General features: G+C 72.8%; 4 protein-coding genes. 1 reads left to right on the forward strand and 3 read right to left on the reverse strand.

The features are described from left to right. Window positions 1-328 precede the first annotated feature (328 nt). The gene (locus tag C1701_RS26600; RefSeq protein WP_337662016.1) at window positions 329-1,006 is read left to right on the forward strand and encodes an ArsR/SmtB family transcription factor; all 678 of its coding nucleotides are present in this window, start codon (window positions 329-331) and stop codon (window positions 1,004-1,006) included. Between the two features lie 675 nt (window positions 1,007-1,681). On the opposite strand, the gene C1701_RS26605 is transcribed toward C1701_RS26600, so the two are convergent. The 3 genes from C1701_RS26605 to C1701_RS26615 form a co-directional block, all read right to left on the reverse strand. Next, window positions 1,682-1,909 (reverse strand): MbtH family protein, encoded by a 228-nt coding sequence (locus C1701_RS26605; RefSeq protein ID WP_016698578.1) that lies wholly within the window; start codon window positions 1,907-1,909, stop codon window positions 1,682-1,684. Window positions 1,910-2,208: 299 nt separating this feature from the next. Beyond that, window positions 2,209-13,479, reverse strand: a complete 11,271-nt coding sequence (locus C1701_RS26610) for a non-ribosomal peptide synthetase (RefSeq protein WP_103056881.1) — start codon at window positions 13,477-13,479, stop codon at window positions 2,209-2,211. Between the two features lie 77 nt (window positions 13,480-13,556). Further along, window positions 13,557-18,362, reverse strand: coding sequence for a condensation domain-containing protein (locus C1701_RS26615; RefSeq protein ID WP_103056882.1), 4,806 nt, complete (start codon window positions 18,360-18,362; stop codon window positions 13,557-13,559). Window positions 18,363-18,365 lie beyond the last annotated feature (3 nt).

An 18,365-nucleotide genomic window follows, 5' to 3' on the forward strand; every position in this document is an offset into this window, starting at 1 on the left:
TTGTGCACCCACACCACACCGGCGCCGGGACGACCAGGAGGGTGCCATGCTCACGAACGAGTTGCCTCGCACCGGATCCAGGACACAAGAAATTCATTTCACGTTCGAGGATCTCGCCCACACCAGAATTCTGACGACGCTGGGCCCGGTACCGGAGACCCTTTTCGCCCTCGACCTCCTCCAACACAACATCAGCGATGCCTTCATTGGATGGAGAAAAGAGGCGAGAACACGGCTAGGAAAGCGCCTAGGCGACCTCCTCACCCTCGCACGTGACTTGTCCCCGGTCGCGAACCTCGTCACACTGACACGGTCCTCGTCCGATCACGTGAAAATAGAACTGAACACGCTGGGAATAAAGAAGTCCCGCAGCCACCAGCTCCGCGACAGCATTCACGAGTTCTACGAGTCGGCCATTCGCTACTTCTGGCCGCAGGTGCACGGATACCTGGAGACCGAACGCGAGTCCGCCGGCCGGATCCTGTTCACCGCCGGGTTCGACAGGCTCCTGGGCACCCTGCACCGGCAGATCCAGTGGACCTCCCCGGTGCTGACCCTCCCCCACACCTCACCAGGCACCCCGAGCCGGGTCACCCTGAAGGGGAGCGGGATCATCATCGTCCCCTCGCTGTTCCTGTTCGGCCAGCCGAGACTGTTCCTGAACCGCGCGAACACCGCCAAGCCGCCGATCCTCGTCTACCCCGTCCCGCCCAGTCCGGCGGCGGCCTCGGTGTTGTGGGCAGCCGCGCCCACCGAGCAGTCACTCGCCGCCCTGGTCGGCAACACCCGCGCCGCGGTCCTGCGTTCGCTCACCGACAGCAGGACGACGACGGAGATCGCGAAACGGGTCGGCATTTCGGCCGGTTCGGCCAGCCAGCACGCCACCGTGCTGCGCAACGCAGGCCTGATCACCACACACCGAACCCGGACCGCCGCTATTCACACCATGACTCCGCTGGGCCTCTCCCTGTTCAAGGGCAAATGGGGGAGCTTCAGCCTCTCGTGAAGCCGAGGAAGCCGAAAACCCGAACGATGGGGAAGAACCGCCGATCTCCGAGAACGGCCTCCCACCGGCCCGCGCGGTTCCTGGCGCACTGGGGATGAGAGCGGCGGCGAAGCGGTGTTCGACGGGCATGGATTCCTTTTCCACCCCGTCGTCTGGGGCGCCCGTCTTCGACTCCGCTCGCACCAGGGAATCGTCACGCTGGAACAGGTGTCCGTTCGTCCCGAACTCCGCTTCCCACCGGGGCACGGCCTCGACCCGAGCCGACTTGAAGAGGGTCACGGCAACGGAACCTCGAAGGGGCGGCACCGTCGCAGCCCGTTCCGGCGAGGCGACGGGCGAAGTCCTGCTAATCCTCCGCCAAAGCCGGTCCTACACCTGCGGTACACGGCGTTCGGGGGGGGGGGGGGGGGGGAAACGAGATCGGTGGTCGGGCCGGCGGGAATCCGGCCCGACCACCTCAGCAGGGGATGCACGGGAGCGGTGCGGACTCCGGGGCGCCTCCGCCGCGCGGGGAAAGAGCACAGACGGCGTAAGGACGCGGTGAGGTCGCCTAACGTCGAAGCGGCGAGAATGCGTGCGGCCTTGCGGGGACGGCGCCACGAGGACCCGTTCCGCAAGAGGGATCGGCCGGAGCGGGCACCCCCGACCGATCCTCGCGAACTCCAGGTGGAACGGTCAGCTACCGGAACCCGCGGCCTTCTCCATCTCGCGGATGAGGCTCTTGGGACGCATGTCCGTCCAGTTCTCCTCGATGTAGTCGAGGCACGACTGCCGGTCGGTCTCCGTCAACACGACCGTCCAGCCACCGGGCACCTCGGCGAACGAGGGCCAGAGGGAGTACTGCCCCTCGTCGTTGATCAACACGAGGTAGGTGGCGTCCGGGTCTTCGAACGGGTTGGTCATCAGCGTTCCTTTGTCGTCCGTGTCGAGCAGTGTGGTCGCCTGCCGGCCGTCGGGTCGCGCGATCGGCCGGGACGTCGTGTCGGGTGTCCGCTTCGTCTCGAACTGCCAGCCGCGAACCGTCGATCTCCCGGAAACGACTGGTCATCCGGTACCGAACGCGCCGATTCGCCCTACTCCCAGTTCCGCTCCCATTCAATTCGAGGATGGTGCTGAGCGTCAAGGCTTTTCGCCCCACGCTAACAGCGCTGATCAGGACGTTCCTCCCGCTCTCGTTGCTTTCCGGGTTCCTGGGCGCCCTCCTACCGCTCGTCGAGGGCGGGGCCAGCGGGGGCCACCTCGGCCCAGGGTTCGTCGGGATGGTTCACCACCTCCCGGAGCAGGGCACCGAAGGATTCGGCGAGGCGCCGCGCGGTCCCCGGCTCGAACAGGTCGGCGGCGTGCACCAGGACGCCCTCCAACCCGAGGGGCAGCCCCTCGGCGTCCCTCCGCTCCTGGATGTCGAAGTGCAGCTCGAACGGCGTCCTGGCCGGCGGAACCGCCACCGGGGTGGTTCGCACACCGGCCAGCCCCAACGGGGACCAACCGAGGTTCTGGAAGGCGACGACGACCTGGAACAGGGGGTGATGTGCTCGCGATCGAGGTGGGTTGACCTCGTCGACCACCCGTTCGAAGGGGTGCTGTTGGTGTTCGTGGGCGGCCAACACCTCGGCCTGGCACCGGCGAACCAGTTCCCGGAAGGACACGCCTCCTCCGGTGTCCACCCGCAGCACCACGGTGTTCGCGACACAGCCGACCAGCTCCGCCATGTCCTCCCCATCCCGACCGGCCATCACCAGCCCCACGACCACGTCGTGGCCGGCTCCCCACCGCGTGAGCAGCGCCGCCACCGCCGCCTGGACGACGATGAAGGCGGTCGCGCGGCTCTCCGCCGCCAGCCGGACGACACCCGCGTGGAGAGCGGCGTCGACGCGGAGCGGTGTGTGACCTGCCCGGTTGCTGGCCACCGGCGGCCTGGGTCGGTCGAAGGCCAGGTCCACCGGGGCGCCCAGCCCGGCGAGCCGCTGGCGCCAGTACGCGGAGTGCCTGGCGGCGGGGCTTTCCGGTTGCCCGGGGTCACCCAACGCCTCGGCGAGCCACAGGGTGTGGTCGGCGTACTGGGGGGCTGGTCGGTCCCACCGGGGCCGCTGCCCGCTCCGCCGGGCCCGGTACGCGGTCGCGAGGTCCGCGCTGAGGGGACCGAGCGACCAGCCGTCGACAGCGGAGTGGTGGATCACGAGGACCAGCAGGTGTTCGTCCTCGGCGAGCCGGAGCAGCCTGGCCCGCACCGGCAGCTCGCGGGTGAGGTCGAAGCCGGTGTCCGCGAGGGCAGCGACCTCGTCGTCCTCCTGGCCCGCCGTCATGTCCCCGGCGACGAGCAGGTCGGCGCCTGCGCCCGGAGGCAGGACCTGTTGTCGGGGCGCCCCCTCGACGTACGGGAGTACCGTGCGCAGACTCTCGTGCCGGTCGAGGACGTCGCCGACCGCCGCGCGGAGTGCGTCCGCGTCGAGGGAGCCGACCAGTCGCCAAGCGACGGTGGAGTTGTACGCGCTGTCTGCCCCGTGCAGGTAGTTGACGGTCCAGAGGCGTTCCTGAGCGGCCGAGAGCGGGATCACCTCCGGACGCGTTCTGGGGCCGGGGCGCGGCGAACCGGTGGCACCGGCCCGGTGGGCCAGTGCGGCCGGGGTGGGAGCGGCGTAGAGGTCGCGGACCCTCAGATCCCGGCCCAGCGCCGTGGTGGCGTCGGCCACCAGCCTCATCGCGGTCAGGGAGTCTCCTCCGAGGCCGAAGAAGCTCTCGTCGGGATCGACGCGGTCGCGGCCGAGCACCGCCGCGAAGACGCCGCAGAGCACGTCCTCCACGGGAGTTCGGGGGAGACGGCGCGGGGCGGACGGGGGCGGGGGCCCGGGATCGTCGCGGAGCTGCGAGGTGTCGACCTTGCCGTGGCGGTCCAAGGGGAGCCGGTCGGTCACGAGGAAATCGCTGGGTACCAGGTAGCCGGGCAGCACCAGCGCCGCGTGCTCCCGGACCGCCTCGACGTCGAGGCGCGCCGGGGGCGGCGTCTCGGGGCCCTGCCGGGCGGGCTCCGGTACGGGCACCAGGTGGGCAACCAGGCGTTGCCCACCGGTGGCGGACCGCCGCACCACCACCACAGCTTGCGCGACCTCGGGGAGTGCGGTGAGGGCCCCTTCGACCTCCCCGGGCTCGACGCGGTACCCGTTGACCTTGACCTGGCGGTCTTCCCTGCCGAGGAAGTACAGCGAGCCCTCCTCGTCCCACCGGCCCAGATCACCTGTCCGGTACATCAGGGAGCCGGGGGGACCGAAGGGGTCGGGGACGAACCGCGACGCGGTCAACGAGGGAGCGCGGTGGTAACCGGCGGTCAGGCCGGTGCCCGCGATCCAGATCTCCCCGGGGGCGCCCGGCGGGGTCGGGCGCAGGGCGGAGTCGAGCAGGCGGATCTCGCTGCCGTCGACGGGGGTTCCCAGCGGGAGGGGACCGGTGCTCCGCGAGCCGGGACGGAGTACGTGCGCGACGGCGAAGGCCGTCGTCTCCACCGGGCCGTAGCAGTGCAGCACCTCCATCTCGGGCAGGTGGCGCCGCAGCCGGGCCACGGCGTGGGGAGGGACGACGTCACCGCCGGTCTCGAGCCGGCTGACGCCGACCAGGGCGTCGGGGTCGGTCTCCGCGACGACGGCGAGCATCCCGGCGGTCAGCAGGAGCCGGGTGATGCCCTCCCTGGTCACGAGCTCGCGGATGTCCTCGACCGACAGCACACCGGGCGGTGCCACCACGATGCGGTCACCATTGGACAGCGGCGACCAGACCTCGAAGGCGACCGCGTCCCACGCGTGCGAGGAGTGGAAGAGGCTGGTGTGGCGCCGACTCCGTCGCCAGTGGCCGTTGAGCAGGCGGCCGACGAGGTCCCGGTGCCGGACCGTCACCCCCTTGGGTTCCCCGGAGGTGCCCGAGGTGAACAGCAGCAGTGCCGGCTGAGCGGGGTGCGCGCGTGGTGCGACGCCCTGCGGCCAGGCAGGGGTGGAGCTCGGCTCGTCGGAATGAGGGCTGCCCACCACCAGCGTGCGGAGTCCGTGGAGTTCCTCGGCGGACCGGGCCGCGTGGTCGGCGTCGACCAGAGCGAGAACGGCGTTGGTGTGGGCCCGGATGCGCCGGAGCCGGTCCGGGGAGTAGCTGCCGTGGACGGCGACGTTGAGGGCCGCGGCCTTGGCCAGGGCGAGTGCCGTGATCACCACGGCCGCCGACCGTTCGAGCAGGACCAGGACGGCGTCCCCTGGTCGGGCACCGGCGGCGGCGACCCGCCGGGCGAGCCGGTCGGCCGCCGCGTCCAGTTCCGCGTAGGTGAGTTCGGCTCCACGTTCGACCACGGCCACCCGGTCGGGTGCGGCGCGGACGGTCTGGTCCACCAGCTCGGCGAGGTTGAGGTCGGGGACCTCCACCGCCGGGCCCTTCCCCCAGGAGAGGAGGTTCTGGTGGTCGGCGGGGGAGGTCGAGTCCAGGCTGGCCACCCGTGCCCCGGGGTTGGCCGCACAGGCGGCGAGCAGTTGGACGAACCGGTCGAGGAGGTCACGTCCGCCGATGCCGGTCCGGAGCGCCGCTGGCCTGGCCGCGAGCCGCAGGCGGAGGGTGTCGGTCGGTTCGACGACGAGCGCGAGCGGGTAGTGCGCCCCGTCGTGGACCCCCACCTCGGCGATCCGGACCGCTGGGCCGCCGCCGGCCACCGGGGTCCGGTGGGAGGTCTCGGTGGGCCGGAGCGGGTAGTTCTCGACGACGACGGTGGTGTCGAACAGCGGGGTTCCGCCCGCCAGTTCCTGGATCTCGGCGAGACCGAGGTGCTGGTGGTCGAGCAGCGCGGTGTCCTCGCGATGGAGCCGCTCCAGGAGTTGTGCCACGGTTTCCGACAGGCGGAGGCGAACGCGGACCGGGACTGTGCCGATCAACAGCCCGATCGTGCGGTCGATGCCGGCGATCTCGGGTGGCCGGTGGGCGACCGTCGTTCCGAACACCACGTCCCGGGTCCCGGTGAACTGGGCGAGGAGCAGTGCCCAGGCCGCGCGGACGACGGTGTTCAGGGTGACACCGCAGGACCTGGCCAGCTGGTCCAGGCTCTCGGCGAGATCGCGGGGCAGGTGCGCCTCGTGCTGTTCGGCGGCTCCCGCGTTCTGGGACGGGCCACCGCGACGGCCGAGCAGGGTGGGTTCGACGGGTGGGTGGACGGGCTGGTCGCCGCCGCCCGGCTGGCCGAGCAGTGCTCGGGCCCAGGCGGCGCGGGCGGCTGCCCGGTCCTGTCGCCGCTGCCACGCCAGGAACGTGCGGTACGAGGCGGTGGGCGTGGCGGAGACGTCCTGGTGGCCGAGCAGCTCCGCGACGAGCAGGGGCAGGGACCAGCCGTCGAGGATCAGGTGGTGGTGGGTGAGGACGAGCGTCCACCGCCTCGGCCCGGTCCGGGCGAGGGCGAACCGCAGGAGCGGCGGGCGGTGCGGAACGAGGGGGTGGGCTCGTTCGCTGGCGAGCAGCGCTTCAAGCGCCTCCGAGGTCGGCGAGACCGTGCCGTCGGCGGTGAGGTCGACCTCGAGCCACGGCACGGTCACGTCGGCGCGCCATACCTGGACGGGCCCGGCGGAACCCAGCGTGACGAAGGCCGCCGTCAGGTTCGGGTGCCGCTCGGGGAGGCCGCGGACCCGCTCACGCAGGTCCGCCGGGTCGAGGGGCCCGTCCAGGGTGAGGGAGAGCTGGACGAGGTAGGGATCGGCGTCGTCGTTGCTGAGGTCGCGGTGGAACAGCAGCCCCTGCTGGAGCGGGGCCAGGGGGAGGACGTCGTCGAGTGGCGCGGGGTACCAGGCGGTGAGTTCGTCGACGGCGAGCTGGTCCAGGGCGACCAGGGGGAAGTCGCTGGGGGTGTGTCCGCCCAGGCCTGGGCGGCGCAGGGCGATCGAGGAGGTGCGCAGCGCCTCCCCCCACCTGGCGAGGAGCTCCCGTGTCTCCGTCTCGGGCAGGAGCCCCGCCGGCCAGGTGAGGCGCACCACCAGCCGGGGGCCGGCGGTGCCGCGTTCCACATGGGCTTCGGCGGTGAGGGGGTGTGTGAGCGGCAGCTCCGGATCGGCGCCGACCGCGAGGGGCGTCGTGTCCTGTCCGGGTAGTGGTGCCCACTCCCCTGCCTCCGCCAGGTCGAACCTGCCGAGGTAGTTGAACGCCAGCTGCGCCGAGGGCGTCGGGAGGGGCTCGCCGCCTGCCGCGGCGCCGTCCCGCAGCCGGTCGGCCTGTCGGAGCAGCCCGTGGCCTGCGCCCTGGTGCGGCATGGCGCGCAGACGTTCCTTGACGGACTTGAGCACCCGGTCGAGGTGGGCGGCGTCACCGTCCGGGGTCACGGTGTCGGGGACCGGTGCGAGGTCGAACCAGACGGGTCGAATGGTGGTGAACCAGCCGACGGTGCGGGACAGGTCGAGTTCTTCCGGGTCGGCGACGCCGGCGGGAGCACCGATACCGGCTTCCCGTCCGTGGCCTTCGACGTCCACGAGCAGGCTCAGCGGTTCCCTCCCCGGCCGCTGGGACCGGATCGCGACGAGGAGGGTCGCGAGCAGCACGTCCTCGAGGGTGGCGTGGTAGCGGGCGGGGATCGCCGCCAGCAGCGGAGCGGTGTGGTCCGGATCAAGGGCGAGGTGCACTGTTCTGGCGGTGGCCGCGGTGTCCTGGCTGGGGTCCAGCGGCCGGCAGCCCAGGGTGATCGGGGCGGAGGAGTGGCCGCTGAGCCGCGCCGCCCACCTTGGTCGTTCCCCCTCCAGCGCGCCGCCGACGACGAGTTCGCGGAGCCGCGCCGCCCAGGAGCGGAAGGAGACGGGGACAGCGGGGAGTTCGACGGGCCGGCGCAGCCGGATCAGGCGGTGGGCCTCGGCGAGGTCGGAGAGCAGGATGGACCAGGAGACGCCGTCAACGCAGAGGTGGTGGGCGACCAGCAGGAGTTGGCCCGCCGTCGAGGGGCCCGGGTCGAACCACACCAGTCGCGCCATCCGACCGGCGTCGGGGTCGAGCCGGGCGCGGGCCTCGGCTGTTCCGTCCTCGAGCGCGGCGGGGGTGGCTGCTCCGTCGACGCGGGTGAGGCAGTCCTCTGCCCGGACGTGTCCTGGCGGGTCGACCACGAAGCGCCAGGTGGTGTCGTCGGGGTCGCGCAGGAGTCGCAGCCGGAGCGCGTCGTGGTGGTCGAGCACGGCCTGGAAGGCGAGCACGAGCTCCTCTGGTGTCGTGCCAGCCGGGGTGCTCACCAGGACCGACTGGCTGAACCGGGCGATCGGCCCTCCCCGGGCGCGGAGCCAGTCCATCACGGGTGTGGCGGGGACCTCCCCGGCGTCGCCGTACCGGGCTTCCCGTCGTTCCCGGCTGCTTCCCCGCTCGGCGGCGGCCGCGAGGGAGCGCAGGGTCCGGTGCGCGAAGACGTCCGTGGGGGTGAGGGTGAGGCCGGCGGCGCGGGCGCGGCTGGCCAGTCGGATGGCGGTGATGCTGTCTCCGCCGAGGGCGAAGAAGCCGTCGGTGGGCGCCACGGACGGCAGTCCGAGCACGTCGGCGACCAGCGTGGTCAGCAGTGCCTCCCCGTTCGAGGCGTGGAGGTCGTGGTGTGGTGCAGGCGCGGCACCAGCCGTTTCGGGGCCGGGCGGGTGGGCGACCGGGGCGCTGGGGTGGGCGAGGATCCGCAGTCGTCCCGAGGGCAGTCTCCTGGCCCACCTCCCGGTCCGGAGCAGTCGGCGGCCGCCCCCGAGGGGGTCGGCGACGTAGCGGGAGGCGGTGGTGGCCGGTGTCCCCCGGTAACCGAGGCGGTGCGGGGGCACGGCGAGGAACAGTTCTCCGACCGCGCCCGGCGGGGTGGGACGCAGGGTGGTGTCGAGTACGCGTGCCCGGTCCTGGTTCGAATCGGCGGGGGTGGTGGGTGTTCCCGCCGGTTGGCGGGGCCGGTCGACCCGGTCGAGGGCGAGTTCGGTGAGGGGGCGGTCGGGCTCGGCGAGCGCGCCGTGGAGCAGGGCGCGGTACCAGCGGGTGATCGTGCGCGCGGTGCTGTCGTCGAAGAGGGCCCGGTCGTAGCGCAACGTCAGCTCGATCCCGCCTCCGCCGGGGTGTTCGGCGAGGTCGAGGTGCAGGTCGAACTTCGCCGTCCTGGGTCGGAGCGGCAGGGGACGCACGGACAGCCCCGGCATCACCGGCGCGGGCAGGCCGGCGTCCCGCGACGTGATCATGACCTGGAAGAGGGGGTGCCGGCCGGGGACGCGTGCGGGCCCGACCGCGTCGACGACGCGGTCGAACGGGATGTCCTGGTTGGCCAGGGCGACCAGATCGGTGTGGCGGACCCTGGCGATCAGTTCGGTGAACGTCGGACGGCCGGAGACGTCGGTCCGCAGGACCACCGTTTCGGCGAAGAAGCCCACCAGTTCGTCCAGGACGGGATGGGACCGTCCCACCGCGACGGTCCCGACCGGTACGTCGTCGCCGGCGCCGGCCCTGGTGAGGGTGGCGGCCAAGGTCGCGTGGAGCACCATGAAGGTCGTGGCGCGGTGCCGCGCGGCGAAGCTCAGGATGCGGCGGTGGGTGCCGGCGTCGATCCGCACGCTCGTCTCTCCGGCGGGGCGGGTCGTCGAGGGACGGCGGTCGCGGTCGGTGGGGAGGAGGAGTTCCTCGGGCGCGCCGAGCAGCTCCTGCCGCCAGTGGGCGAGGCCCTGGTGGAGCCGGCTGGACGGGTCGTCCTCATCGCCCAGGCGGTCGCGGAGCCAGAGCGTGTGGTCGGCGTACTGGAGGGGCAGGCCGGGCCAGGCCGGTGCGGTTCCGACCGCCCGCGCGGTGTAGGCGGCCGAGAGATCCCGGAAGAGGGGGGCGAGGGACTTCTCGTCCGCGGCGACGTGGTGCAGGACGAGGATGAGGACGTGTTCCCCCGAGTACTCCGTGGTCAGCAGCACCGGCCGGACCGGTGGGTCGTTCGCCAGGTCGAACCCGGCTTCGGCTAGCCGGACGATCTCACGTTCGAGTGCGGCTCGCCTCGTGCTGAGGACGGCGAGGTCGAGCCGGGGGTCGTCCGGGGGGATGACGTGTTGGCGGGGTCCTTCCCCGTCGGTGGGCAGGGTCGTGCGCAGGCTCTCGTGCCGTCGCACCACGTCGGTCACGGCCAGTCGGAGAGCGGGGAGGTCGAGGTTCCCGTCGAGCCGGAGCACCACGGGGATGTTGTAGGTGCCGCTGGGGCCGGTCAGCTCCTGGAGGACCCACAGGCGCCGCTGGGTCGGTGCGGCGGGAACGGTCCGGGGGCGGGGTCGTGCGACCGGTGCTTGCTCGGCGGAGGCCGGGTCGCCGGTCGCGGCGGTGAACGCGGCGACCGTGGGGTTGTCGAACAGGACGCGGATCCCGGCCTCGATTCCCAGGTCGGCACGGATCCGGGCCACCAGGGTGAAGGCGCGCAGCGAGTCCCCGCCGAGCGCGAAGAAGTCGTCGTCGGTGCGCACCTCCGGCACCTCCAGGACCTCGGCGAAGAGCGCGCACAGCCTCCGCTGGCGGTCGGTGGTGGGAAGCCCGTGCCCTGACGAGGCGAACCTGGGGGCGGGCAGTGCCCTGTGGTCCAGTTTGCCGTTGGGCGTCAGCGGCAGCACGTCGAGCGTCACGAGGGCGGTGGGCACCAGGTGGCTGGGTAGTGACTCGGCGAGCCAGCCGCGGAGTTCGGTGGTCGTGGGCGTGTCGACGTGCGGGGTGGTGGTCAGGTACCCGACCAGGCGGGAGGTGCCTCGGCGGTCCGTCGTGGGCACGACCGCGGCCGAGGTGACTGCGGGGTGGCGGAGCAGTGCCTCCTCGACCTCCGCTGGTTCGATGCGGAATCCTCGGATCTTGACCTGCCGGTCGGCTCGGCCGAGGTGTTCCAGCTCCCCGTCGTGGTTCCGCCTGGCGATGTCTCCGCTGCGGTACAGGACGCTGCCCGGGGGGCCGAAGGGGTTGGCGACGAAGCGGGTGGCGGTCAGGCCGGGGCGGTGCCGGTAACCTCGGGCCACCCCGGGTCCCTCCACGTAGAGCTCCCCGGGCACTCCCGGTGGTAAGGGCTGGAGCGCGGCGTCGAGCAGGTGGACCCGCAGGTCGGGCAGGGCGTCACCGACAGGACTCCCACCGTTGGTGGCCGTGGCGGCGGTGGCGGGGGTCAGGGCGAGCCGGGTGACGTGCACCGTGGTCTCGGTGATGCCGTACATGTTCGTCAGTGCGGGACGTGTGGTGCCGTTCCTCGCGTACCAGTCGGTCAGCCGCCAGGGGTCGAGCGCCTCGCCGCCGAAGATGACGTGGCGGAGGGCGAGGGCGGTGGCGGTGGCGGGTTCGTCCCTGATCGCGGCATCGAGCTGGTAGAAGGCGGACGGCGTCTGGTTGAGGATGGTGACGCGGTGGGACACCAGCAGCCGGAGGAAGTCGCTCGGGGACCTGCTGACGTCGTGTCCGACCACGACGAGCCGGCCGCCGGTGAGCAGGGCTCCCCACATCTCCCAGACGGAGAAGTCGAAGGCGCAGGAGTGGAAGAGCGTCCAGACGTCCTCGGGGCCGAAGTGGAAGGCCCCGTCCGTGGAGTGGAGCAGCCGCACGAGGTTGCGGTGGCTGACGGAGACGCCTTTCGGTCGCCCGGTGGACCCGGAGGTGTAGATGACGTAGGCGCAGCGGTCGGCGCTCGGTCCCTGGCCCCGGTCGGGGTCGTCCGCCGGTTGGCCGGCCAGGAGGTGGGCGGTGCGCGCCGTGTCCAGGCACAGGGGTTGGGGGCGGTGCGGGGCCGGAGGGGCCCCGGGCCCGGGACCAGCGGCGGCGAGCGCGGCCGCGACGGCGGTGGTGGTGACGATGTCGTGCACCCGGGCGTCGGCGAGGGTCGCCGCCAGCCGCTCGGCGGGGTGCGCGGGGTCCAGGGGCAGGTATCCGGCTCCGGTCTTGAGCACCGCCAGCAGGGCTGTCGGGAGGTCCACCGTGCGGGGCAACACGACGGCCACCAGGTCCTCGAGTCCCGCGCCCCGCTCACGCAGGACCGAGGCGAGCTGGTTGGCGCGCCTGTTCAGTTCCGAGTAGGTCAGCCGGGTGGTCTCGTCCTCGACGGCGGCCGCGCCGGGTTGCCGGGCGGCGACCCTCTCGAACATCCGGTCCAGGGTGACGGTGTCCGGGGCGGACAAGGCTGGTGCGCCGTCCGGGGCTCCCGGCGGGGTCGCCGGGGTTCGCGGTCCGCCCGGGTCGAGGGACAGCCGGCCGAGGGGGGTGTCCGGGGCGGAACGGGCGAGGGCGGAGAGCGCGCCGAGGAACCTGCCGTGGTGGGCCTCGACCTCGTCGGCGCGGTGGGTGGTGGGGTTGGCGTCGAGGTCGACCCGCACGCTGGTCTCCCCGTTGTCGTAGACGCCGATAGCCAGGTCCTCGGGGGTGCCCGGGGAGAGTTCGTGCACGGTGGCCGGGTTGCCGGCGAAGGAGAGGTCCGGGTCCATCGTCATCAGGTTGAGCACGGGCCCGACGATCCGCCGGCCAGCCGATCCTCCCAGCTCACGCAGGATGTCCTCGTGGCGGTAGCGCTGTCTGCGGAGGGCGGCGAGCACCGCTCGCCCTGCCTGGGCAGCGGTGTCACGCACCGAGTCGCCCGGCCGGACGGTGAGGCGGAGCGGCAGCACGGTGGCGAAGGTGCCGAGCGAGTTCCGGGCCGCGCGTCCGGTGCGGGCCGTCACCGGCAGGCCGAGCACGACGTCCTGGGCTCCCGCGACGCGGTGGACCAGGAGCGCGGCGGCGACCACGACCAGGCTGGTGCGCCGCTGCCCGATCTCCTCCGCCCGGTGGGCGAGCAGGTCCCAGTCCCGGCTGGCCAACCGCCCCGTGGCTCGGGGTGGGGCCGAGATCGTGGCGGCCGAGGCGCTCCCGAGCCCGGGTGGGTCGCCGAGGTTGGCGAGCCGATCGGCCCAGTAGCGGCGGTCCTCCTCGAAACGGGCGGACTGGCGGTACGCGGTGTCATCGGCGAGGACGGTGTCGAGCGGGTCGAACACGTCGTGGGGCGGGTCGGTGCCCTTGACGAGGAGGGTGTAGGCCTCGGCGACGCGGCGGATCAGGTTCGCGCCCCCCACACCGTCGGTCACCAGGTGGTGGGAGGTGAGGCACCAGTAGTGGTCGTGTTCGGACAGGCGGTACAGGGCGGTGCGGAAGACCGGTGCGGTGGCGAGGTCGAACGGCTCGGCGAGCAGCTCCCGCATCCGCTGCCGCGCCGCGTCGACCGGTTCGGCCTCCCCTGTGAGGTCGACGACCGTGAGCCGGGGGTGCACGTCGGGTTCCACCACCTGCTCACGCCGGTCGTCGCTGATGACGAACCGGACGCGCAGGGGTTCCGAGCCGGCGAAGACGGCGGCGATGGCGCGGTGGAGGAGGTCGGGGTCGACGGAGCCGCGGACGTGTACGTACTGGCCGATCACGTAGCGCTGTCCGGTCGGGTCGAGCTCCTGCCCGAACCAGACTCCGGTCTGGGCCGAGGACAGCGGTCGTCGGCGGTTTCCCCCACGAGGCATGCTCACTCCAGTGCCGTTGGTCGGTGTGGTGGCGGGTGGCCCGGCGGGCGGTGGCGGCTCGGGTTCCGCTGAGGCGGTCAGCGGGAGCCGGGCCGGGTGCGGTGGTCGGGCAGCGGGTGGTCCCGCAGGGGCTGGCCTGGTTCTCGTACCAGTGCGGGCAGCAGGTCCGCGAGGTCGTCGGCCAGGGCCTTGGCTCGGTCGTGGCCGGTGGAACCGCCGCACCGTTCGACCAGCAGGACCAGTTCACCGCCGGTGGTCACCCCGCTGGAGAGGGTGAGCCCGTCCAGCCCGACCCGTGGTGGTGGTCCGTCCCGGTGGAGCCGCTGGTGGCGGAGGTCGAACAGGTCGGGGAGGGAGTTCACGGCGAGGTCGAGGCGATCGGCGAGCAGGTCGGCGCGGACCGTGCCACCGGTGACTCCCTCGACGGCGACCGTGGTGCGCCCGACGAATTCCCGGAAGGTGTGGTCGTCGTGCACCCGCAGCCGGACCGGGGCGGGGGCACTGGTGTCGGCGCCGGCGACGCCGACGAGGACGTCCCGCTGGTCGTGCCGCCGGGCCAGGGCGACCTGGCTGGCCGCCAGCACGGTGAGGAAGAGGTCCTCGTCGTCGGGGTGGAGGTCGCGGGCTCGCCGCACGACGTCGGCGGGCACCCGGCGTTCGTGCCGTTCGACGACCGGGACCGGGTCGGCCGGGGGCCGGGTTCCCGGGGTGCGGGACAGGCGCCTTTGGATGTTCGCGGACCGGTCGCGCAACACCCGGGTCCAGGCGTCGAGGGCGGCTGTCGCGGGCTGCCCCGCGTTCGGGGTGCGCCCTCCGGGTGAGCCGGCCGGGAGGAGCTTGGAGAGCGTTCCGAAGGGGTCGTGCGCGTCGACGGCGGCGGCGAGCCCGGCGAGCAGCTGCTGGTAGGCGACGGCCCAGCCGGCGATGGTGCCGCCGTCGAACAGTTCGGTGCTGTACTCGAGGCAACCCGAGATGGTGTCCTCGCCCTCCCGGTCGCTGGTCACCAGGGTCAGGTCGAACTTCGAGGTCCCCGGCGGCAGACCACCGAAGAGGTTCTCCACGGTCCGTTCGTCGAAGAACTCGACGGGGGAGTCTCCGATGGGCTGGATGGCGGGTTGTTCCTGGTGGATGAAGAACACGTCGAACAGCGGGTTCCGGCTCAGGTCACGGGCGCCGCCGAGGTCGTTGACCACCCGGTCGAAGGGGATCTCCTGGTGTTCGAGTGCGCCGAGGACGATGTCCCGGACGCGGGTGAGCAGCTCCGGGAGCGCCGGGGCGTCGCTGAGGTCCGCGCGGAGCGCGACGGTGCCGTTGAAGAACCCGACCAGCCCCCACAGTTCGGGTCGGCCGCGGCCGGCGGTGGGTGTGCCCACGGTGATGTCCCGCTGGCGGGACAGCCGGGCGAGGAGCAGGTACCAGGCGGCGAGCAGCACCACGAAGAGGGTCACCGACTCCCGGCGGGCCAGCGCGCGGAGGCGCTGGGCGACGTCGGGGGGCACGGTGAAGGGGCTGATCGCGCCGGAGTAGTCGCGGCTGGCCGGACGTGGGTGGTCGAGTGGCAGGTCGAGGCGCGGGGCGCCGCGCAGGGTGGCGCGCCAGTAGTCGAGTTCGTGGTCGAGGAGACCGTCCGCGTCCAGCTTCCGTTGCCAGCGCGCGTAGTCGCGGTACTGCACGGGCAGCGGCGGGAAGCGGTGTTCACGGCCGGCACGGCGGGCCCGGTAGAAGTCGTTGACCTCCGCCCGGAAGATCCCCGGTGAGGCGCCGTCGTTGACGGCGTGGTGCATGGTCGTCTGCACGACGTGGTCCTCCTCGCCCAGGCGGACGATGAGCACTCGCACCAACGGGTCCTTGGCGAGGTCGAAGACGTGGTCGGCGGCGGCCCGCACCACGGGGCGGGCGGCCGCGACGGGGTCGGCCGTGCCTGAGACGTCCACGACGTGGAGGAAGTCACCGAGCATGGGGCGGAGGACCAGCACTGGTCCGTCGGCGGACTCCACGAAGTTCGACCGGAGGACCTCGTGCCGTTGGGCGAGGTCCTCCCACGTCTGGCGGAGGGCGTCGATGTCCAGCTCACCCCGGACCCGCCCGGTGGTGGGCAGGTTGTAGAGGGTGGTGTTCGGGTCCAACTGGTGGTGGAACCACATCCGTTCCTGGCCGAAGGACAGGACGAGTTCGTCGCCGGGCTCGACCGGCGGCAACCGGCGCAGGCCCCGGCGATCGGTTCCCCCGGCTGGCGTGGCAGCGGCTGGTGGAGGTGGTGGGGCCGGGTCGTGCCGGCCGTGGTGCGGTCCCGGGTCCGGGGTGGGGAGGGCCTCGTCGAGGTAGCGGGCGAAGTCCCCCACCCGAGGGTGCTGGTAGATCTCGACGAGCTTGGGGCGGACGCCGTACCGCTCCGCGACGAGGTCGACCAGTTGGACCGCGATGATCGAGTTGCCGCCGAGCGCGAAGTAGTCGTCCTCGGCGGAGACACCGTCGGCGTGGAGCAGCGCGGTGAGTGTGCCGCGCAGCCAGTCGAGGGTGGTCGTGCGGGCGGGGCGGTGGTGGCTGGCGGTGTCACCGCCGGGCTGGGCGGCGGCGTGGTCCGCCGAGGTGGGGTCGGCGGGTGCGCTGGGTTGGCGGGGCGGCGGTCCTGGGGTGGCGGTGCCGGCGAGCCCGTGTCCGGCACGGGCCCGGGTGGTGCCGGGGCCGGCGATGAGCTCCCCGGGGGCGAGTACCCAGCACCGGGGCCCGCTGAGGGGGTGGGTGGGCAGCGGCACTCGCCGGGCGGGGCGGAGGGGTTCGCCCAACGCCGCCCAGTCCAGGTCGACGCCGAGTTCGTAGAGGCGACCGAGCAACCGGGTGAGGCCGTTCGGTTCGTCTGTCGAGGTGAGGACGGTGGCGTCCGGCCGATCCGCGAGCCGGTGTTCGAGGTGGTCGGCGAGGACGCCTCTGGTGCCGGTCTCCACGAAGATGACGGGGCCGTCGGCGAGGAGGGTGTGGGCGGCCTCGACCAACCGGGCCGGGTCGAGGTCCGCGGCTGGCCGCCTCTCGCGGAGGGCCCGGGTGTCGTCCTCGGTCAGGGTGCCCAGCAGGAACCGGGCGGTGTACCGGGCGAGACCGGTGCTGAGCAGGGTCACGAAGGTGACCCCCGCTTGGAGGAGGGCGCGGTGGGCCTTGAGCTGCCAGCGGGCCGTGGCGGCGGCTGGTTCGGAGAACGGCAGGGAGTCGGGCGGGCCGTCGGCGCCCGCCGTCCCGTGGATGCCCGTTGCGGGGAGTGCGCCGCCGTCGGGGGTGGTGGGGACCCGCGCGTCGGGCGACAGCAGCAGGGCGACCCTGGGTGGTGGGCCAGGTGCGGGTTGGCGTGGAGCACGGTCGTCACCGCGGAGCCAGGTGGCCTGCGCAGCGAGCCGCACGGCGAGTTCCTCCGTGTCCCGCGCGACCAGCGCGACCCGGTGGTCGTAGTGGTCACGGCCCTGGTTGAGGGTGAACGCGATGTCCCGGAGCGGCACGTCGCCCGCGCGGAGCTGGTGGGCGAGGCGGGCGCACAGCTCCGCGAGGTCGTCGGCGGTGCGCGCGGACACCCCGATCAGCGGTGGGTCGGTCGAAGGCAGGGCCGTGGGAGCGGGGGGCGGTGGCGGCTGTTCGACGACGAGGTGCGCGTTGGCTCCGCCGAGGCTGAACGAGCTGACGCCGGCCCGGCGGGGCAGGTCGGTTGAGGGCCAGGGCGCGGTCTCGGTGACGACCCGGATCCCGGCGGCGTCGAGGTCGACCCCGGTGGCTGGTCGGGTGAAGTGCAACGAGGGGTACAGCTCGCCGTGCCGAACGCTGAGGATGGCCTTCACCATGCCGGCGGCTCCGGCTGCGTGGTCGAGGTGGCCGATGTTGGTCTTGACGGAGCCGATCGGCAGGTGCGCCGGCCGGTTCGCGAAGACCCCCGCCAGGCCCTCCACCTCGATGGCGTCCCCGAGCCGGGTTCCCGAGCCGTGTGCCTCCAGGTAGCCGGCGGTGGCCGGGTCGACGCCGGCCCGCGCCCAGGCCCGGCGGATCACCTCGCTCTGGGCGGCGGCGCTCGGGGAGCTGATGGTGCTGGAGCGGTGCCCGTTGTGGGAGACGGCGGTTCCCCGCAGCACGGCGTGCACGGTGGCGCCGTCGGCCAGGGCTCGGGACAGGGTGGTGAGGAGCAGCACGACCCCGCCTTCCCCGCCGACGGTACCGTCCGCGTCGGCGTCGAAGGCCCGGCAGCGACCGGCCCGCGAGACGAGCTCGGAGTACTGGGTGGCGTCCGAGGCGGTCGGCGGCCACACCCGCAGGCTGACGCTTCCGACGAGCGCGTAGCTGGCGTCGCCGGAGAGCAGTTCGCGGCGGGCGTGGTGGGTCGCGACGAGCGCGGAGTTGCACCCGGTGTCCACTCCGTAGCAGGGTCCGAGGAGCCCCAGGGTGTGGGCTACCCGGCTGGGCAGGCCGGCCGGGATGTTGCCGATGGCGCTGAGGGTGCTGGAGTCCCGGACCAGGTGCTGGTACTCGGGAGAGGGAAGGCTGAAGATCGTGGCGGTGTCGCTGCCCCGCAGCTTCGACGGTGCGTAGCCGGCGCCCTCCACCGCCTCGTGGGCCAGGGTGAGGGCCAACCTGTGCTGCGGGTCGAGCAGCTCGGCCTCTCGTCGGGACATCCCGAAGAACCCGTGGTCGAAGGAGGTGATGTCCTCCTGGTACCCCATCGGTGCGTGGCCGGTGTCGGAGCGCAGGCCGGTGTCGGTCATCCGGCGTTCGGGGAGGGCGCGCACCGAATCCCGCCCGGAACGGAGGTTGTCCCGGAACTGGGCGAGGGTGTCCGCCTCTGGTAGCCGCAGCGACAGTCCGATCACGGCCACTGCGTCGGAGTCGGGAACTGGCTCGTGTGCAGTCATCGC

Source organism: Actinoalloteichus sp. AHMU CJ021, assembly GCF_002895405.1.
Lineage (GTDB): Bacteria > Actinomycetota > Actinomycetes > Mycobacteriales > Pseudonocardiaceae > Actinoalloteichus_B > Actinoalloteichus_B caeruleus.

Excerpts from the sequence above, each read along its gene's own strand:
- C1701_RS26605 (WP_016698578.1), bottom strand. The coding sequence starts at position 1,909 with ATGACCAACCCGTTCGAAGACCCGGACGCCACCTACCTCGTGTTGATC.
- C1701_RS26615 (WP_103056882.1), bottom strand. The coding sequence starts at position 18,362 with ATGACTGCACACGAGCCAGTTCCCGACTCCGACGCAGTGGCCGTGATC.
- C1701_RS26610 (WP_103056881.1), bottom strand. The coding sequence starts at position 13,479 with ATGCCTCGTGGGGGAAACCGCCGACGACCGCTGTCCTCGGCCCAGACC.